The organism is Clostridium gelidum (assembly GCF_019977655.1).
Lineage (GTDB): Bacteria > Bacillota > Clostridia > Clostridiales > Clostridiaceae > Clostridium > Clostridium gelidum.
The window spans coordinates 4,154,588-4,175,678 of the sequence record NZ_AP024849.1; the positions used below are offsets into that span (position 1 = coordinate 4,154,588).

Annotated in this window: 11 protein-coding genes; all 11 read right to left on the minus strand. The window is 29.9% G+C overall.

Features of this window, described 5'->3' with window-relative positions:
- Nucleotides 1–21: 21 nt before the first annotated feature.
- The 11 genes from psyc5s11_RS19125 to psyc5s11_RS19175 all read right to left on the minus strand — a co-directional run bounded on the left by psyc5s11_RS19125 (nucleotide 22) and on the right by psyc5s11_RS19175 (nucleotide 21,060).
- Nucleotides 22–3,768 carry a carbohydrate binding domain-containing protein gene (locus tag psyc5s11_RS19125; protein WP_224034078.1) on the minus strand — a complete coding sequence of 1,249 codons (3,747 nt, stop codon included), beginning with the start codon at nucleotides 3,766–3,768 and terminating at the stop codon, nucleotides 22–24.
- Between the two features lie 110 nt (nucleotides 3,769–3,878).
- On the minus strand, nucleotides 3,879–6,581 hold the full coding sequence (locus psyc5s11_RS19130) for a GH36-type glycosyl hydrolase domain-containing protein (RefSeq protein WP_224034079.1): 2,703 nt from the start codon (nucleotides 6,579–6,581) through the stop codon (nucleotides 3,879–3,881).
- Nucleotides 6,582–6,650: 69 nt separating this feature from the next.
- On the minus strand, nucleotides 6,651–7,667 hold the full coding sequence (locus tag psyc5s11_RS19135; RefSeq protein ID WP_224034080.1) for a LacI family DNA-binding transcriptional regulator: 1,017 nt from the start codon (nucleotides 7,665–7,667) through the stop codon (nucleotides 6,651–6,653).
- Nucleotides 7,668–7,975: 308 nt separating this feature from the next.
- Nucleotides 7,976–11,134 carry a hypothetical protein gene (locus psyc5s11_RS19140; RefSeq protein WP_224034081.1) on the minus strand — a complete coding sequence of 1,053 codons (3,159 nt, stop codon included), beginning with the start codon at nucleotides 11,132–11,134 and terminating at the stop codon, nucleotides 7,976–7,978.
- A gap of 83 nt (nucleotides 11,135–11,217) precedes the next feature.
- Nucleotides 11,218–11,961, minus strand: a complete 744-nt coding sequence (gene bglS, locus psyc5s11_RS19145; RefSeq protein WP_224034082.1) for a beta-glucanase — start codon at nucleotides 11,959–11,961, stop codon at nucleotides 11,218–11,220.
- A gap of 112 nt (nucleotides 11,962–12,073) precedes the next feature.
- Nucleotides 12,074–15,043: a GH36-type glycosyl hydrolase domain-containing protein gene (locus tag psyc5s11_RS19150; RefSeq protein WP_224034083.1), complete on the minus strand. Its 2,970-nt coding sequence runs from the start codon at nucleotides 15,041–15,043 to the stop codon at nucleotides 12,074–12,076.
- Nucleotides 15,044–15,091: 48 nt separating this feature from the next.
- Complete coding sequence (locus psyc5s11_RS19155; protein WP_224034084.1) at nucleotides 15,092–15,802, minus strand: DUF624 domain-containing protein; 711 nt, start codon at nucleotides 15,800–15,802, stop codon at nucleotides 15,092–15,094.
- 92 nt (nucleotides 15,803–15,894) lie between these two features.
- Nucleotides 15,895–17,712 carry a methyl-accepting chemotaxis protein gene (locus psyc5s11_RS19160; RefSeq protein ID WP_224034085.1) on the minus strand — a complete coding sequence of 606 codons (1,818 nt, stop codon included), beginning with the start codon at nucleotides 17,710–17,712 and terminating at the stop codon, nucleotides 15,895–15,897.
- Nucleotides 17,713–17,865: 153 nt separating this feature from the next.
- Nucleotides 17,866–18,717, minus strand: a complete 852-nt coding sequence (locus psyc5s11_RS19165; RefSeq protein ID WP_224034086.1) for a carbohydrate ABC transporter permease — start codon at nucleotides 18,715–18,717, stop codon at nucleotides 17,866–17,868.
- Nucleotides 18,718–18,728: 11 nt separating this feature from the next.
- Nucleotides 18,729–19,634 (minus strand): carbohydrate ABC transporter permease, encoded by a 906-nt coding sequence (locus psyc5s11_RS19170; RefSeq protein ID WP_224034087.1) that lies wholly within the window; start codon nucleotides 19,632–19,634, stop codon nucleotides 18,729–18,731.
- Between the two features lie 73 nt (nucleotides 19,635–19,707).
- Nucleotides 19,708–21,060 carry an ABC transporter substrate-binding protein gene (locus tag psyc5s11_RS19175; protein ID WP_224034088.1) on the minus strand — a complete coding sequence of 451 codons (1,353 nt, stop codon included), beginning with the start codon at nucleotides 21,058–21,060 and terminating at the stop codon, nucleotides 19,708–19,710.
- Nucleotides 21,061–21,091 lie beyond the last annotated feature (31 nt).

The window sequence follows — 21,091 nt, forward strand, 5'->3', positions numbered from 1 at the left end:
TTGTACTAATGTTGCTTGTATTTATACTGTAACATTACTAACTTTAAGTGAAACATTATCAATATATACTTTTCCTAATGCAGGGTTAGTTGTGTTACCAAAGCAGAATTTCACTTGTGGAGTATCATCATTTGGCATTGTGAATTCTAAAGTTACATGTTTCTTATCCTTAGTACCATCAAGTGCTACTGTTTCTTCTTTATAAGTGAAATAAGCACCAGCACTTTGTTGAATCTCAGCTACTATATCTCTGGCTTGATCAGCCCAAGCATCAAAATCTAATGTATACTTTACATCCTTTGATAAATTTATATTATTACTAAATAACATTACATCCCAAGCTTTTGATATACCTAATTCTGTAACATCAATAGCTGCTGCTTTATCTGCATCACCTGTTATACTAAATGTTGCTGCAGCTGGACTTGTAGCATAATTCTTCCAATCGCTAAATTCTGAAGTAAAATCTCCATTGCTAATAAGATTATCATAATTTACTGTTCCTGCTGCTGCTTTTATAATTTGACTTATTTTTGTATCATCAAAGCCATTAGATTTTACAACAATATTATAATCACCTTTTTCAGTAAATATACTCTTATCTAATGTTATTTGACCATCTGCTACTGTATATAAGCTCTTATCAATATCAGTGTCGTTATCACTTATTCCACTGATTGAGTCTTTCCAACCTGTATCTCCACCGGCATAAGCAATATTAATATCATTTCCAATTGTATTGTCTGTACTATCTGATACTAATGTTGCTGGCATTTTAACTGGTGCATTCTTTACTCTCAGTGAAACATTATCAATATATACTTTTCCTAATGCAGGGCTACTTGTGTTACCTAATATGAATTTTAATTGTGCCACATCATCTTTAGCCATTGTGAAGTTTAACGTTACATGTTGAGAATCAGGTTTAAGTGATAAAGTTTTTGATGCATAAGAAGAATAAGTGGCATTTTCTTCAACTTTAGCTACTATATCTCTAGGATTCTTTGCCCAAGCATCAAATTCTAAAGTATAATTAACACCCTTAGATAATTTCATATCATTACTATATAACATTACATTCCAATTTTCTGTACCTAATGCTTTAACATCAATAGTAGCTGCATCATTTGTTGTTGTAAAATCTGCTTTTGAACCGCCTTGATTGTCCATAGTTTGCCAATAGTTATATCCTAAAGAGAAATCTCCATTTTTAATTGGATATAAATCAACGCCATCATAATTTACATTGTTATTTGTTGTTCTTATAAGTACAATGTCATCAATATAAACTGTTCCAATATTATCCCCCATTAAAAATTGTGTAATTGCCTCTTCATCAGTTGTTCCTTTTGGCATAGTAAAGTCATAGTCATAGTCAGTATTTGTTGTAGTTAAATTAAATGTATTTTGATTATAAGTTGTTTTTCCATCTTTTGATGCAAATCTTACATCAATTGATCTATCTTTAGATGCATGTGCTTTAAATTTAAGTTTATAGATATCACTTTGTAATAGATTAGTTCCTTTTTGAGATAATACAACACTGTCTTTAGTTCCTGCAGTTGGTATTGTTATTACAGCTTCTGATTTAACTTTATCACTTTCAAAAGTAGCACCTTTGCCTGTAAAATCCCAGAACCCCATTCTATTATCTCCTAAATTAAAACTACCATTATAAATATGATTACCATTTGCTAATGGTGCTTTTGCAGTACTTGTATCTTCATCTGAAACTACATCTGGCTCAGATTGCGTCACTTCTACATCAGTAATATGAAGATTAACATTATCAGTTAATCCAAGATTAAATTCTAGTCTACCATGAACATTAGGTGTATCTTTCATTACAAAAGAATATTCATATTCTTTTTCTTCATTTGTAAGATTTGCTTTAAAAGCATCTGAATATTTCGCATAACCTCTATCTGAACCCCCACCAAATTGAGCTTCAACTGTTGCATTTTTATCTGCTTTTGCTTTAAACTTTAATGTATATTTTTTATTAAGTCTTAAAGGAACATGATCAACTAACTGAACTCCGTAATTTACAGTTCCACCTTTTTTAATATCAATATCTAATCCATTATCGTTCTTAAATGTAGCTTCACCGCCACTTGCTGTAAGTAGATTCCAGTTGTCAAAAGAAAGATCTTCCGCGTTAGTCGCTTTTATATTTTTAAACGTAGGATCCAAAACATAACTTCCATTATCTAAAGGAGTTCTTGCCCCTTTTAATTCTCCTGTATTAGATGCTGGGTTTTCATGTACTGGATATTTTCCATTTAAATCATATACTCTTACATAATCTACTTTCATTTGTGCCGATTTAAATGATTCATCTGGTTCTACATTACCATCATACGCTCCACCTACTGCAAGATTAAGAATCATATGGAAGTTCCTATCAAATGGAGCTGGATAAGCATATGGTTCTGGTTGATCATTACCTTTGCTAAACCAATTATTAGCTGTATAATATAATTCCCCATCAACGTACCATCTAATTTCGCCTGGCTCCCATTCCACTGAATAAATGTGCTTTCCTGAAATATCTTTTCCTTCTGGGAATGTATAATGACTTCCACTAGATGTATTATTAGGCCATTCCTTACCAAAATGAATTGTTCCCCACACATTATTAGGATGTCCTCCTTTAGCCTCCATAATATCTATTTCTCCACCACTAGCCCATTTTCCATATACATCATTATCATCTGGCAACATCCAAAATGCTGGCCATAATCCTTGTCCTTTTGGCATAGTAATAGCAGATTCTATTTTTCCATAAGTCTTACTATATTTATCTAATGTTCTGATTCTTGCTGACGAATATTTATATTCCTTATCTCCATACAAAATTGGAGTTTCTTCTTTTCTTGCTTCTAAAATAAGATTTCCGTCTTCTATTTTTGTATTCTTATCAGTATAGAATTCTTTTTCATTATTTCCCCAATCTACTGCATTATATTCAGTACCATTTCCATATTGATAACTCCATTTATTAGCATCTAAACTGTCACCATTAAATTCATCACTCCATACTAAATTCCACTTATCTTGTTCTTGATTAGCATTTCCACCATTTGTCCCTGAATTTCCACCATTTGAACCCGAATTACCAGATGATGAATTTTTAGATAATGAACTACTACTTGATGATGAGCTACTTGGCAAAGCCTCAGTATTTGCTGTCTTATCAGCTTGTTTCGTAACACCAGCACCTTTATTATCAAAAGCTTTAACAGCCTGTGGTGTTTCTCCAACAGCATCTCCATTATTACTAAAGTTATATTCCTTATTATCTATAATGACTTTACCAGTTTGCATTGCTCCTGATGATGCAAGAGAATATACTTTTCCATTAACTTCAACTATACCTGTTTGCATTGCCCCTGATGTATCGTTAAAGTACCAAGTTCCTTTGTCATTTACCCATCCTGTTTGCATTGCTCCTGATGCATCGGTAAAATACCAAGTCCCTTTATCATTTACCCAGCCTGTTTTCATTTCTCCTGATGTATCTGCAAAGTACCATGTTCCATTATCATTTATCCAACCAGTTCTCATTACTCCTGCTGAATCAAAATTATACCAAATTCCATCTATTAACTTCCAATTTGTAGCTACTCCACTATCATCTGCATAACTCCAACTACCATTATCTGTTGATTGTTTCCATTCCGCATTTACTCCACTTTGAAGCATTACTGGTATCATTCCTGCTACAATTGCTGCAGCTATAATTTTTTTTAATTTTACACTTTTCATTTATAATCATCCTCCTTGTTAATAAACCCTTTACATATATTGTGTTTTTAACTATTATTTATAGATACTTTTATATCTATAAATAATAGAATTTTAATTAGTAATTTATCTTATTTAAGAACAACTTTTATTGTATGTTTAATATTTTCGTCAAGTGAAGTTATAACATTTCTACAAATGACAGGCTTTCCATCAAATTTATATTCTTCACCATTCATATAAATTTGATTTACACTATAATCACCATATTCTTTAATACCTTCATTTATATATTCAATCTTAAGCATTCTTTCTGCAAAATTCATTTCAATAGACGCTTTATTTTCATCATCGAATTGCTTTAATAGTATTTTAGGATCAAATGCTAAGTTACCCATTTCTCCCTTTACGCCAAACATCTCAGTTAATACAGTGAGTATTAACCAGCTTGCTGATCCAGTTAAATAGTTATACATTCCTCTTCCTTTTTCATTTATATACTCAGGTACACCTGGATAAATTCTACTAACATCAAAGTTGTTACAATGACTATAAAGTGTATCAACAACTTTGAATCCTTCATGTACAAATCCTCTTTGATAAAGTGCATTTGCATACATAATAGCCATATGACTAAACACTGCTCCATTTTCTTTATGACCATAGGCAAAACCAAACATCCTTCCAAAATCGGTTTTGATTTCATTAAAATTAGTATTTAACCTATATCCACCAATAGATTTATCATAAAGATATTTATCCGCTGCTTTAATAATACTTTCAACTTGTTCTTCTGTAGCCGTATTACTCATAATAGAAAATACTTGCCCAGTAAGTATCATACGAGTTCCTGATTCTCCATCACCTTCAACGCGTCTTGCATTATTATCGTAATAGCCATTATACCAGCTATATCCTTCACGATTTGTAATCCACTCATTTTTTTGTATGTGTTCCTTAAGCCACTTTGCTTTCCCTTGAATATCTGCAATAAGTTCATCACAATTTAGCTTAATAACTTTTCCTTTTATGTTGTGTCTACACTTATAACAATAATCTTTTAGTACTTTTTGTTTTTCATCTACCCTATTGTAAATTTCATCATCACCAGTTAAAAGTATTAGTAGTTCTTCTGCAAGTTCTACATTTTTAATTTTCTTTTCATCTCTTAATACTTTTAATAACTCTGCAATACTCTCAAGATTTCCTCCATAAAGTGTACTAAAAGCAACACTCTCACCTTTTTCTTCTGCCATATCAAGACCATCATTCCAATCAGCACCATGAAGCTTTAAGTTATTATGCTCTCCAACATCATAAAATGCTGTTAAATGTTGAACTAAAAGATGTTCTAAAATTGTTCCATTATACTCTTTAGAATTTTCTGTAAGGATTTTATTTCCTTGACTTAAGTCCCATAAAGTATCTTTTTCTGTTCCTCTTTCCACTTGAAGATCTTTAAAATAACTTTGTTTTTCTAAAAGAAATTCTATATCTCCAGTTTGCTCTATATAAAGATTAGTAGTTAAGAATGGCCATGCCCCATGATCCATCCAAACACGTGTTATATTGTTTCTATCTGCAATAAACTCACCTTGCTTTGTTCCAATAATTGTGGCATTAGTTCCATCAAAACGAATTCCGCCAAAATTATCTAAAAGCATACCACGAACGTCCCTTGGATCCATAGCTATAAGAGCTAAGCAGTCTTGCCATAAGTCTCTCCATCCTCTTCCACCTTTACCATAATCATGATGTGGTAAAAATGAGCAGCCATAAATTCTTCTAAGCATTGGCTGAAAATTAACCCAATACATCCAATTGTCAAATCGCTTGTCCTTTGTTTCATAAGAAATATTAATCTTTTTATCCCAATATGTTTTTGTATCTTCAAAAAGTTTATAAAAACCGGTTTCGTTTAAGTCGTTTACTACAACACTATCAAAATCACATTTTGAATCTCCAAATCCAATTGCCACAATATAACTCTTAGATGAATTTGGTTCAATTACCACATCTTCAAAACGTATAGCTCCAATTGCTTCATAGCCTTCTAACTTTTCATTAGGCTTTATTTTAAATTCCTCATTTAATAAAACACTCTTTGGCATCTCAAAAGATCCGCCTTCGCCAATGAATTCCTCCACTATTGGACAAAAACTTATTGGTTTTCCACCATTTTCTGTTGCAGCAACAACACCATAAACTACTGTATTCTTTTTATGTCCTCTTTCATCAAATGTCAATGTCGGATTTACTATAACTCCATATTCAGTAGTTTCTACTCTATTTAAAAGAGAAGTTACATGCCTATGATCTCTAATATTATCTGCTGAGCGACAATATAATGGTATTGCTACTGTTGACGTTATTTTTTTAGTTTCATTACTTATATTTGTAATTGTAACTTTCATTAATTCTATTTTTTCGTCAGTAGCCGGAACAAATGATGTTATTTCACTTTTTACTCCAAACTTTTTTGACTTTCTAGTTATTTTATGCCACATTATACCAGCTTCTACATCTGTTTCTTCCTTATCCCCACTAAAAATTTCAGCTTGTTGAGCTGCTGAGACCCCTGTAGCTGACCAGGCACCCATGCCATCAATATATATCCAAAAATTTCTTGATGATCTGTTGTTATGAAGATCTTCACTACTTACTGGTGCAAGCAAAAATGTGTTTTGCCCCATTTTACAATCACCATTTAAAGTTGGAGTTATACTAGACATAACACCTGCCTCGTTTGCAATAGGAAAATACATATAACTATTATTTTCAGGATTTTTAAGCTTAAAATTTCCTTTATTATTTATAAATTCACAATTCGCCATACTACTAAAACCACCTTTACAATATTTCCATTAAATATATTTCTACTTTTACTTTTTCATTTATCTCCATTAATCTATTTTCTTGCAAGAATCTCTTTCGATAAGTTCTACTGGAATTATCTTATTAATCTTAAGTTTCGCCTTTTGATTAATTTGTTCTACTAATAAATCAACAGCAGTCTTTCCAATTTCATTACAGTTTTGTCTTATAGTTGTTAACTTAGGAGTAATATATCTCGCTACCTCTATATCATCAAATCCTATTATTGATATATCATCTGGTACACTTAATCCAGCCTCTTTTACTGCATTTATTGCACCAATTGCTATCTTATCACCGGCTGCAAATACTGCTGTTGGTCTGTCTTTAAGCTTTAGTAACTCTTTCATTGCAGTATAACCACCAGAAACATCAAAATTTACTCCATTTGCGATATATCCATCTAATATTTCTAAATTTAATTTGTTCATCTCTTTAATATAACATTCTTCTCTTATTGCACTTGGCCAGTTATCTAAATAATTTGCACCAGATATATGTGCAATTTTTCTATGTCCTAAATCATATAAATATTTAATAGCTAAATTACATCCTTCTACATTATCTGAAGTTACTGTAGATGTATTTTTATTAAACATATCTATTACTACAATTGGAAAATCACTTTCTATAAGTTCTAAAGTTTCTTTATCCTTTGGATCTGTACAGATTATAGCAACTGCTTCAACACATCTATATTTAAAATATTCTAGAAAAGTATCATTCTTTAATCTATCATTTTTAGAACCAAATAATAATGAATACCCATATTCATCTGCTTGTTTTTTAAAGGATTCTATTACTCCCGAAAAGAAGGGATGATTAAGTCCAACTCCAAGATTTTCAAAATATACAATGCCTAATGTCCATGTTTTCTTAGTTGATAAAAATTGAGCTTGTGAGTTTGGCAAAAAATTTTCATCATTAAGAATTTTTTGTATTCTAGCTCTAGTTTTATCACTTACATCTGGATAATTATTTATTACTTTTGATACTGTTGTTGGTGAAACTCCTGCAATTTTTGCTATTTCATAAATTGTACTCATACTCCGTATCTTCCCTTCTTATCTGTGGTTTTTTATATACTATTATTATTCAACAATAGTATACATAGAATTTGCTTTTAATTTTATTATTGTATTTTCATCTATGTTTGAAATAGATAATCACTTGCTTATGTTAAAGCTCCTCCAAAACCAAGTATTTATTTATATTTCTTTATAATACCCATTCTAACACTATTTTCACTATTTTTTCTTCTTCTACAATATTTTTTTAATTCATAATATTTTAGTGAGTCCTCTGTATTCTTATACGTTACATATACATCAAATTTATTAATTATTTTCCTTTATTATAATATAGTAGCTAGAATTTCTACTATTTCTTTATTTCTAATTTTTTCAGCAAATTCTCCACATACTTCATTTCCTTTAAATTTACTCATATTATTGTTTGTATCAACTAAAGTAATTTCTTCTATTATTCCTTTTTTAGGTTCAAAAGTATTTTTATTATTTATGTTTGTATAAACAAGTTTTATATGACCTAAAATTGTAGTAATCAAAGCACTATCTTTAAAGAAATCTTTTGTTAAAATAGGATTTAATCTAAATTTTAGAATTCCATCTTCATATGCAAATAGCTTTTCTCCAACCATCATTAATTTCCAAATATTAAGCATTTCTACAGTTGTACCGCTTAATCTTGCTACAAATCCTCTTCCATGAGTTCTTTCATCTGGATTGCTACTACTTGCAATAAATGATGAATTTTCTAGTATACTTCTTCCATATACTTCTGGATTCATAAATGGTGGCATTGCAGTTTTTATATCCTCAAAGAATTCTTCGTATAATCCATTTTTTATTAATTCTAAAATGTACTTAAATTCCATGTGCATAAATACTGATTCTCTTTCAAGCCAACCAGCTGTAAAACTTCTTGCTCTTCCTATTTCAAATGATACATCTTCCAATGATTCTGAAGTTTTGTACATTTTTAATTTTTTATCATAAACATTACTTTCCTTAATAGATTTATATAATTCATGCTTTTCAACATAATCTAATTTGGTCTTGAAATATCTGGTAGGTCCTTCTAAAAATAATGGTAAGAAATTAGTTTTAAACTCTAATGGTTTTATTACTTCTTTATCATCTATTTCATATTTAGTTACATCATAATACATAAATGTAGGAATTTTACTTTCATTCATGTTCTTTGCTTTCTCAATTCCCAAATCAATCTTTGAAAGCATTTTGTTAATTATACTTTCAATAGCTGTCACTTCTAAATTTGAATTATTTCCACTTATTGAATATTGGATTTTTTCTCTATATTCTTCTCTTATTGTTGAAACTTTGTCCCAATATTCTAATTGACTTAATTCCTCATTTAAATTTAATGAAAGAATATTTTCTACTTCGCATATAGCTTTATAAAATTCTTCTGGCAATTTTATTAAGTCTTCTACAACATCTAAATTTCCCTTTATAAATAGTAATAATCTTTTTAACTCTGCAGTTTCCGAAAAATTTGATCCAAGTAATCCTGGAAGTCCATTCATAGCATCGTTCCAACCTGGTTTTCCTGCTTCCATCTCTATTCCAAATCCCATAGGATCTAAAGTCATAAATTTAATTCCTGCAAGAATTAATAACTTTGCAAATAAATTTGTTTTATATAAATTACCATGACTGTCATGGATGCAATCATCTGATATATTTTCCTTTTTTTCTAAAGCCACATATTGTCTAACTTTCCCATCATCTACACTATATTTATCTTTTCTAGGTAATACGGATTCTGGTGAATTATAAAATTTATAATTTTCATCTTGAATTAATAATTCTTTTATCTTATCTGGATAAATGTTTAAGTACTCTTCAATCAAATCAAGATTATAAGTCCAGTGGTCACTCCAAAAACCTTCTCCAAATTCTGCTTCTACAGATTCACTACACATTTCTATAATATTATTCATTATTTCATTGATTTTTTTACTTCCAATACCGTTTATATTTCTTAATGAAGAATACAATTCACCTGCAGTGAATTTATCATCTAAAGTTTTTACTAATTCTTCACTTTTATATACCCTTACTAAATTTAATATATTTTCTTTTTTACTTTCCTCTATATAAAACTTCTTTCCTTTTATAACCAAAGGATTGTAACCATCAAGCTGTATCAAATCATTAAATAATTTAATATTTTCTGTTCCTGTAAATGGGTGAATATAAACATCCATTCTTCTATTTTGATTTACATCTCTAAAGTTTCCATTGCCTTGAGAATAGAAATTAGGTTCTATACTAAAGAAGTTATAATCTCTTTCTAAATCGCCATGTTTTCTAGAATATACATAATATATCTTTTTATCTACATTACCGAACTCTAATGGATATCCACCTCTTAAAACATTATCTATATAACATTGTTTTACATATTCATCAAATAGAGGATATGCAGTTTTAGTATCAACATGCTTGCTAATATTATCTATTAGTTTATTACTTTCATTTATTTTTATATTAAAATAACTTTCATTACAGATTCTCTTTAATGATTTATTAACATCATCACGATTATTCATATATCCTATATAACTATAAATATATGTTCCATCATTTTTTTCTAAACACATTGATTTTCCTGTAAATGCACAAGGAACTTTATTATTACAAATGTTATTAGTTTTGAGTAATTCTCCAATAGTACTATTTTGAAATTCTATTGGTTCTTTTAAAGATGTATCATATCCAAATATGTTTTCTGGATCAACTATTGGACTTAAGATATTTTCATTTTCATCAAAAGCTACATAAAAATAACTATTCTCTACTTTATCCATTTTTGCTGTGTCTCCAGTAGAAGATCTCACCTTAAATATAGCAGTTTTATCTTCTTTGATTTCTCCTTCCATCCAACTTCTTAAAGTGTTTGACATTTCTTTGTATTCTACATTAACAGATCCATATGGTAATATAGCAGTTAATCCATCTAATATTTCAATTTGAATTTTCTTATTAGATGTATTTACAACTTCTACTTTTCTTCCTAGTGCTGAAAATTCTTCATTAGGAATTGTAAAATAAGTTATTTCTATATTAAAATTTAATTCACTATTTATTTCTACCAATCTTAATTCATTATTTTTTATTTTTATTATTCTTTTTATATTTTCATTTGTAGTCATAGAAAATGGTTCGAAAATAAATTCTTTTTCATTATTTATAACCTTTATGAAAGTTCTAAATCCATTACTATACACCATTTTATAAGCTTCATTAGCTGGGAAAAACTCCATTATACAATTACTTTTATCCCTTATTCCAATACTGCTTATCGCTTGTCCCCTGTTAACATAAAATGACCACATTGGTATTCCTTCCACTCCAGCAATACCTGATAAAAAACTAGCAAAAGGCGCTTTCTTGTCATAATTCTCTATAACATAAAATCCTAATTCATCTATATAATCATTCTTTACTTCATTTTTTTCCTTCATAAAACACCTCTTATCTATATTTAGGGGGTGCTTTCCCCCCTATAATTTCCATACTATATTCCAAAATGAAGCTAAGTTTCACTTTATTTAACTGGATCGTAAGAGATCCAATCATAATATACATTAAGTGGAGTTGCACCATTATAAGAACCTAACCATGAATCTACACCTGTTCCAGGCCATAAATTCATCATAATTTTGCCAGGATGTGATGGTATGTTTCTAGTAACTCTATGCACTTCCACGCCATCTACCAACCATGCAATATAAGTTGGTTGCCAATTAAAAGCATAAGTATGGTAACTTGTTGAAGCATCAAACCCTAGATTATAAAGGTACTCATGATTACCTACACCATTTGTAAAATAATTAAATTGTACCTTTGTGGTATCTTTACCTAAAAACTCTATATCAATTTCATCCCAAGGAGTATTATCTGTTGGACCTGTATAAGTAAAAAATGAAGAAACTATACCAGTATTTTTTGCTGGTTTCATATTTACTTGATAAAGTCCATAACCGTAGGTATCATTTGTGCGATATTCTCCACCTGCATATGGCTTAGTTCCTCCTTTGGTATCTTTATTAAGAGTAATATTCATAACTCCGCTACTAAAATTAACGTTACTAGATCTCCAAGTACAGTTGAACATTCCCCCATTGGTCCATCCATCTGATTTTGACCAAGCTGATGGATTAGCAGAATTAAATGAATCAGCAAAATGCGTTGTAGTCAATGCGAAAGCTTTTATTGGTATTAAAGCTCCTATTAAAAAAGTACCTATTAGCATTCCTAATGTTGCATTCTTAATTTTTTTCTTATTCATATATTTTCCTCCTTAAATTAAATAATTTACTCATAAATGTAGTTCCAACTGATACTGCTAAAATGATAATTAGTAGTTTTTTATTTACTGTTCACACCTTAACACTTCTATATTAGAAGCATATCTCAACACTATGCTCCTTATCATCCTCAAAATTCTTTATAACATTTCCTTCAATTTTTTCACCATCAACTCTTATAGAATATAAAGAATCCTTCATTCTATAAAAACCTTCAGGTTTTGAAATCATAATATTAAAGCTAGCCTTACCAGTATTAAGAATCAAGTTTAGTGACTTTTGCTCTTCTGCAAGTATTGGATTTATCTCTATACCACTTGCTGTATATTCAACACCAAAGGCATCAAATAATGATAATGTAAGCCAAGTAGACGTACCACTTAATGTAGGCCCTATATTTTCACCAGTATCACTATTGTTATATTGAGTACAGAATCTTGGGTTTCCACATGTTTCATATGGATGTTTCATTGTGTTGTAAGGTAAAACTAGATTTATCATCCAATATGCTGTACTAGTTAGCTTTCTTGCTAATTCATCACTTTCAACCATCTTAGCAGCTTTTAGCATAGCACTAGTAGCCATCATTGTAGCATGCTTAAATATTCCACCATTTTCTCTATCTCCAGGGAAATATTCTCCTGTAGCAGTTCCAGTTGCAACCTTCTCTAAATCTGTTGGACTAATAAGTTTTAATCCATAAGGAGTTTTTAAATGAGATTCTATAGATTCAAGCATTATTTTAATTTGTTCTTCAGTTGCCGAATTAGATAAAATTGCCCAACTGAAAGAATTTAAAAAATATGTGCCGTCTTTATTTGGATCTGCTGAAAGATTATCACCTTTAGCTCCAAGATAAGTGAACTCTCCATCTTTGTATCTATTAAATAAAACTCTTGCAAAGAAATCCTCTTTCCATGCATATTGTTGCAGATTATCATAAAGTTTATTAGAAGATTTTTCAAGGTTACTATAATACAATGTATCTTCCTTCTGTTTTCCAATTTCAATCATTTCGTCCATAGCAACCTTCAATAGGAATCCATTCATAATACTTTCAGAATAATCACTTTCAAATGGCTCTCCATCTCTTCCTGTTCTAGCTATCTGTTCATTATATCTTCTTTCTTTTTCAACACCATTTATAAAATCAGTATCAAGTTTTAGACAGTCATTCCAATCTGCGAAATCAAGTAGAGGTATTCCATGTTTTCCTATTGAAATTTCTCCGGAATATCTTAAAATAGCTTTAATTGTGTCATATAAACTTCTTTTCTTTATTGGATTACTTCCTCCTATAATGAACTGTTCATCCAAGAATCCAATGTCGCCAGTAAGATTTATATATCTATATACAGCCTGAATTAACCATAATCCATCATCAGACCATTTTCCTGGTTCTTTACCAACCCAAAAGAAATTATGGTAGGCATAACCAAATTCAAATACTTTTTCAGACCATTCCTTTATCAAATTTTTAGCTAGATCTTTTTTACCCATTCCTATAAAGTAGTACATTGATGCATAAATGTCTTGAATTTCTCTAAATCCCATTTCTCTATATCCTTTTTGGGTTTGATCAAAAGAACGTGATACAAAGGTTTGATATAGAACTTGAAAAGGTAAATTCTTATTAACATAAGTATCAAATTGCTGATCTCCTGAAATAACTTGTAGATAACTTCTATATTCATTAATAAAGTTCATACTTTTATTAAAGGCATTAAGTATTTCTTTTTTATTGCTATACTTAATAATTAGATTTTGCACCTCAGTTTTGAAGGTATTTTCATTAAAGTTATCATTTGTCTTAGTTGAAACTAATCCTGTTAAATTATCAATAGAAATTTCAGCTACTGGTTGTATTGTAATCTCACTGCTAACAGCAAAGAAACCTGGTCCTTTTCTATTTAAATTGCTGCTAAGTTTGTATAATCCCTCTGGTCTTTCCAACGAACCACTTCCCACAAATTCACTATAGCTTGTACAAAACTCCTTCGGAAGTACTGATTCCTTTTCATTATGGGTAATCATAGTATGAAATCTGTAGTCGCCGCTTGTATACATTGGATAATAATCTGAAGATATAGCCATTACAGAGCCTTCATCATTGAGCAATACCTTTGCTTGCATAATTACATTACTGTATAAAACATCCTCCATCAATGCACTCGGAGCAGCACTTCCAAACATACCAGTATAAACTATTTTAATATTCCTTACTCTATTTGTATTATTCTTTATTTTAATTTGTTGTGCTTCAACAGCTATAGGCATGTTTTCTTCTTGAGGAAGTAAGAAAATTAATCTTTCAATTTCTAATCCACATTTAGTCTTATAGATAATTTTAGTGTGATTTTGAGAATGAATACATTTACCAGATTCTATATTTTCATCTGTGACATTTGCTGAGTAAAATATTTGTTTTCCATCTTCCACTAAATAAAACTGACGACTTGCAGGGAAACCATTTTCTTCTTGAAGCATATCCCATCTTGTAGCTAATACTTGAGTAGCAGCATGAGATCTAAAGCTTCCTCTTCCTAGTTTATCTACTACGCTCTTTGGGGTAGTTTGTAAGGGATGAGAAAAGTCAATTCTATTTCCTAACAATAAATTTGTATAAAAATGTGGTCCAGGAGCTGGCGCTAATAAATCTATTTCATGTTCTCCATCTTCATTAATACTTCCCACACCATAAGTTATCTTTTCTACTATTCTGTTTATCTTATTGCTAATCTCAATGTCTAAGTTTATTTCAGTAATCAATCCTTTGTTAAATGCTAATAAAGTAGCATCATCTATATTTTTAGTAAGTTTTATGATTACAAATTCATTGTCTTCTAAAATTCTATCTAACAGTACCGCTATTTCTCTATTCTTAAACATTTCTAAGGTAACAGGAATTTTAATTGGTAAATTAGCAACGCCCACTGCTTTTTTATATGTACTATCATAGAATATACCATCTATAACAGCGTATTTTTCAATTCTTTCATTAAATATTTCTCTTAATCTCTGCTCTGCAGACTGTTCAACTTTTCTAGCTACAACTTCTCTCATTATTTGCCTCCCAAATATATTAATTTATATTATTTTATTTGTTTATATTTATTGAACTTCAATGTCCTTATTATTGTATTTCTCTTCAATATCTTGAAGCATACTTTTTTCCATAAGCATTATTAAATAACATATAATACTTACAAAAAATAATGGTAGTATTATAAATAATTTAATTTTAATGAGTATAACCCATAGTACACATGTTGTTGCAATAGATACTATACATATATAACTTTTTTTAAACAAACATATTATAGATAATATTAATACTTCTTTTTTCTTCATATAAAATCTTGATATTATAGGAAAGATATAACTCCCTACAGCAATACATACAAAAATAATTACAAGAGGTATAATTCCCACTTGAGTCAAACTAGAATTATTATTTAAGTATAATAACTCAACCCATGCTAATGTTAAAATACTCATCCCTACTATCCAAAAAAATACTGAATGTTTAAAATTCACCTTATAGGCTTCAAAAAAGTCTTTTGTAACATCTGTATATCCATCTCTGGTGAGCTTACCCATCAAACTTAGCAGTGCAGTTAGTGCAGGTCCAATAGGTATTGAGGACAACATTAAAATAACAATCATAGTCACATTAACAGTGTTATTAATTATCATTCCTAATGCTACAAATATAAATGGAATATTTAAAATCCAAAAATAAAAGTCTCCTAATAAAAAACACCATACATAATTAAAAAATTTAACAACAACACCATCATCGAATTCTCTTTTTTTACTCATAATTTTTTCCTATCTCTTTCACAAATATATTTTTGCTTCCAACAACCATTTTTATAATGAAAATTACTTTCTAAAAGATATATACATTCACTTTATCTTATATCTTCTTTTAATTTGAAGTTATTAACTTGTTTTATAAGATTATTAGAAGTATCTTCAAGTAATTGTGCAGTATTAGCTAAACTTTCAGTTGATGCTGTAACTTCTTGTGTTGAAGCAGCTATTTCTTCTGAAGAAGCTGAGTTCTCTTCTGCTATGCTAGCTGTAGAATGTATTATTTCAACAATGTGATCTTTCTTATTGTTAATTCCTTCAACAGTATTATTTATTTCTTCTATTTGCGGAAGAATATCATTAATATCTTCAATTATTTCTTTGAAATCTTGAACTGAATTTTCAATAACAGTTATTTGCTGTTTTAAATCTTCATTAACTCCATTAGTAGTACTTACTACAGCTCCTGTTTCCTTAGAAATATCTTGGATTAAACTATTGATATCATTAGATGAGCTCTTTGATTGTTCTGCTAATTTTTTAATTTCATTAGCTACAACTGCGAATCCTCTTCCAGCTTCACCTGCTCTTGCGGCTTCTATAGAGGCATTTAATGACAACAAATTAGTTTGCTCTGCAATGCTCTTTATAATATCTGTTATTTTATTAATTTCTGAAATTTTAATACCTAGCCCTTGTATTTTTCCACTAGTATTCTCAAATGAATTACTAATATCATTTATTGTTTCAACAAGAGAAGATAATTGAACATTACTTCCTTGTGCCTTATGATTAACAGCTTTAGTATTTTGATCAACAACTTTAATTGATGTAACAATACTTCCAATTTCATCACCAAATTTATCAAAAGTATCATTTATCACCATCAATTCGGTTGATTGAACTGAAGCACCCTCAGCCATTCCTTGTATTGCAACAGCAACTTGCTGCATTGTGCCATCCATTTCTCTTGATACAGCGGATAATGCTTCAGCCTTTTCTAAAGTCAATAAACTACCTTCCTTAATTTCTTTAAAAATATGAGAAATTGAGCTTATAGTAGATGCTAGATTCTTTTTCATTATTCCTATTTCAGATTTTTCATCTGTTTTAATATCAACAGTAAAATCTCCCATGGACATAGTATCTAGAATACCAGTAAATGATTTGATGGATTTCTTTAATGATTTAATAACTACAGTTGCAATTAAGGATATCAATATAATTGAAATAATAAATAATATAACCAAAATAGCAATGCCACTTACATAAGCTTTTTCAGTTTTACTAAATAATTGCTCTGCTTCATCTTTATTTTTAGTAACCGCTGTTGAAATTGAAGATGAAAAATTAGACTCCTCTCCTTGAAAACTAAGCTTATTCTTATCCTTTGAGTCCTTGGTAAGAGTATTAGTATTTTTAAGTTGAGTTATAGTACTACAGCGATTTTTTAAAATGAGAAATTGCTGATCTATAATCTTATTCATTTCATCATTATCACCTGAAAGTTCTAGTGATTTAAATTGAGCTAATTCCTCATAAACGCTATCAATTTCCTTATTAATATTATTACTATATTGATCTTGTGGATATTCTATGTGAAGCGAAACATTTTCCCTCAATATATTTAAGTGTACATTAATTGAATTAAATAAAATTTCTCTTTGAAGACAGCTTGTATACATTAACTTAAGATTGATATAGGTCCCATTTATAGTAACAAAAGATGTTATTCCGATAACTAAAGTAGTTAAAATCGAAATAACTACTATAGTGATAAAACTTCTAATTATAGTTATATTTTTAAATGATAGTTTTGAAAAAACACTTTGAAAAAAACTACTTTTTAAATATTTTTTTTTAAAATCTCCAACGTTTTTATTGGAATTTTTTTGTTTTTTTAGTCTTTTATTCATTCTGACATCACCCCTAAGTTATTATCCCTAAAATCTTCATTTAAGATTTGATTTTAGTATAAGTCTGCTTCATTAGTTTAAATTAACATTTAATTTTTATTTTCAACTATACACAAAGAATCAATCCTATGTCTTATTATGTTATGTTTACCTTTAGCCTTTTACTCCTCCGATTGTCAACCCACCAATTATCTTCTTTGACAAGAATGCAAATGCTATCATTATTGGAACAACAGAAATTGCAATACATGTATATATTGCACCAAATTCAGTCTTGTAAACACCTCTTGCAACAACCTGCATAATTGGAAGCGTATATTTTTCCATATCCGATATTAGAATAAGAGGTGTTAAATAGTTATTCCAAGTTCCTATAAATGTAAATATAGACATCGTTGCAACGGAAGGCATAATAAGAGGTAATCCTATTTTGTTAAATATAGAAAATTCATTGCAACCATCTATTCTCGCTGCTTCAATTAGCGATTCACTAACCGCACCATCTGTATATCCTTTAATAAAGAAAACAGAGCTTGCATTAGCTATTGAAGGAATTATTAAAGGAATATAACTGTTAAGTAAATGCATTTTGCTTATTAATTGATAAAATCCTATGAATCCTAACTGCATAGGAATCATCATTGAACCTAATACAATTGCATAAAGCATTTTATTACCCTTAAATTTATATCTTGAAAATCCATATGCAGTTAGAGCACTAAAATACCCACTTACTGCTGTAACAGCAACTGCAATGAATAAACTATTGGCAAATCCTTTCCATATAGGAACACTTTCAACTAACCTATGGTAATTATCTAATAATGCTGTACCTGGTAAAAGCCACAATTTTGATGCTATTTCCCCATTGGTATGAGTAGCATCTATGATCATTATATAGAAGGGAACTAAACATATAAGAGTAAGAATAATTAAAAATATATACCAACCCACTTTTTTACTACTTGTCCTGATATTATTAGTTTTTTTAACTTTTGTTTCCATTAATATCACCCCTAATCATTCTCAGCATTTCTATTAATAAACTTGTAAGTTATTATAGAAAATACGAGTATCAAAATAAATAAACCATATCCAATAGCAGAACCATATCCATAGTTTGAATTTTGGAAAGCAGTATTATATAGATACATAACTACTGTCAATGTCTTATTATTAGGATTTCCTTGTCCTTGAGTCATAATATAAGGAATATCAAATGTCTGCATACCACCAATAAGTGATGTTACAGCAGCAAATAATATAGTTGGTTTTAAAAGCGGCATTGTTATGCTCTTAAAACTCTGCCAAGGAGTTGCTCCATCTATGCTAGCAGACTCATACAATTCTGCCGGTATATTGTTTAAACCAGCCCCAAAAATTATTGTACTATATCCAAACCACATCCACCATGATATAAGTGATATTATTCCTCTATAGCTAGGTGCAGTTAAATACCAGTTAATAGGTTCCTTAATCAAATTAAAATTTAAAAGGATTTTGTTAGCTGCACCAGTTTGCCAGTCAAATAAAAAGAAGAATAATACTGCTACTGCTGATGGTGTAATAAGGTTAGGAAGATACATAGCTGCTCTAAAAAATTCTTTTCCCCTAATCTTTTTTGCACTATTAAATAATACTGCAAGTAAAAGTGCAAAAGCCATCTGTGGAATTACAGCTGAAATCCACATTATGAATGTATTTGCTATAGATTGATAAAATAAAGCATCATGTATAAGAGTAACATAATTCTTAAGTCCTACAAACTTTGGATTTAGTGACATTCCATCCCACTTTTGAAGACTTATAATTAAAGTATATATAACAGGATATAATGCAAATAATAAAAATGTAATAAAATATGGAATAACAAAGTATATTCCATATTTCCCTTTATCTACTTTGTTTTTTTTCTTTGGCATCAAAACGCCTCCTAATTTAAATTCCTTATTAGCTGTTTAAAATATAATAAACAGCTAATAAGTTCTTATAAAGTTATTCTACAGTTATATCTGGGAATGCAGTCTTAACATCTGCTTTAAATTGTTGTAAAAATTCTTCTTTTGTTTTTTCTCCACTTACATATAAGTCTAAATCAGATTGGAATTTACTGTTTAGAGTTTCATCATACTTAGTAACTAACTTACCAGTGATAGATGGAATTATATCATTATATGTCTTAGCTAAATTTTGTTTACCTGCAAAATCATTTTTTCCATCATCAGTAGTTGCAAATTGCTTACTTACGTCTGTCATAGATGAGAAATCACCATTTGTTTTCATATCCCATGTTTGGAATTCTTTAGAATTGAAGAACTTAACAAATTGCCATGCAAGTTCCTTCTGTTCACTCTTACCGTAGATACCTAACCAAGTACCACCATTGTAGTAAGCTGCTGGTGCTTTAGCAAGTCCCCAATCTCCCTTTGTGTCTTTAGCATTAGTAGCTATTACGTATGGTAACCCCCAAGTTGGAAGTGCATAAGCTAATACGTTTGTCCCATCTACTGCGCCAGCCATTGATGCTGACCATGGTGCTGACCATGTATTAAACTTAGCGTCTATACCTGCATCTCTGATTTTCTTTGAATTATCAACAAATTCCATCATCTTATCATCGATAACTAATTTATCATTTTCTACCCATCCATGTGATCTACTTCCAGTTGCAACAACGAATCCTTCAGAATAATTTGGAAGTAACTTAACTTTACCACCACTTTTTTCGTTTAATTCTTTACCAGTTGCAATTAAAGAATCCCATGAACTAAATTTCTTAGAAATTTCATCTGGATCATCTGTTCCAAGATATTGTTTAGCTAAACTTCTCTTGTAGAATAATCCACCTGGAGTTGCTTGCCAAGAAAGTGCTCTAATACTCTTATCTTCTGCATTTCTTCCAAGATCTACAACATATTGAGCCTCACTTTTTGCAATTTCATCTGCGTTATATGGAGCTTTTGAAAGATTTTCATAGTAATCAGTATTAACATATTTGTTTACATTTGCAACTTCTGAAGTGAAAACATCAGGTACACCTGATCCTGAAGCTAATACTGATGAAAGTTTTGTTGAGTATGCATTGTTATCAGTCGGTATAACTGTCAACTTAATCTCAATGTTTGGATATACTTCGTTAAATTTTTCGATAAAGTGTGATGATTTAAATTCATCTGTAAAGGACCACATATTGATTGTTCCTTTGTACTCCTTTGGATCCTTCTCTGTAAATGCGGTTGCTGCTGTTTCAGTTGAACTTTGTGATTTACCACAACCTGTGAAAACAGATCCCACTATTGCAACTGACATTGCAAATATTAATACTTTTTGTAAATAATTTTTTTTCATATTATAATTTCCCCCTTAAGATTAATTTCTA

Excerpts from the sequence above, each read along its gene's own strand:
- psyc5s11_RS19150 (WP_224034083.1), bottom strand. The coding sequence starts at position 15,043 with ATGAGAGAAGTTGTAGCTAGAAAAGTTGAACAGTCTGCAGAGCAGAGA.
- psyc5s11_RS19170 (WP_224034087.1), bottom strand. The coding sequence starts at position 19,634 with ATGCCAAAGAAAAAAAACAAAGTAGATAAAGGGAAATATGGAATATAC.
- psyc5s11_RS19125 (WP_224034078.1), bottom strand. The coding sequence starts at position 3,768 with ATGAAAAGTGTAAAATTAAAAAAAATTATAGCTGCAGCAATTGTAGCA.
- psyc5s11_RS19135 (WP_224034080.1), bottom strand. The coding sequence starts at position 7,667 with ATGAGTACAATTTATGAAATAGCAAAAATTGCAGGAGTTTCACCAACA.
- bglS (WP_224034082.1), bottom strand. The coding sequence starts at position 11,961 with ATGAATAAGAAAAAAATTAAGAATGCAACATTAGGAATGCTAATAGGT.
- psyc5s11_RS19160 (WP_224034085.1), bottom strand. The coding sequence starts at position 17,712 with ATGAATAAAAGACTAAAAAAACAAAAAAATTCCAATAAAAACGTTGGA.
- psyc5s11_RS19175 (WP_224034088.1), bottom strand. The coding sequence starts at position 21,060 with ATGAAAAAAAATTATTTACAAAAAGTATTAATATTTGCAATGTCAGTT.
- psyc5s11_RS19155 (WP_224034084.1), bottom strand. The coding sequence starts at position 15,802 with ATGAGTAAAAAAAGAGAATTCGATGATGGTGTTGTTGTTAAATTTTTT.
- psyc5s11_RS19165 (WP_224034086.1), bottom strand. The coding sequence starts at position 18,717 with ATGGAAACAAAAGTTAAAAAAACTAATAATATCAGGACAAGTAGTAAA.
- psyc5s11_RS19130 (WP_224034079.1), bottom strand. The coding sequence starts at position 6,581 with ATGGCGAATTGTGAATTTATAAATAATAAAGGAAATTTTAAGCTTAAA.
- psyc5s11_RS19140 (WP_224034081.1), bottom strand. The coding sequence starts at position 11,134 with ATGAAGGAAAAAAATGAAGTAAAGAATGATTATATAGATGAATTAGGA.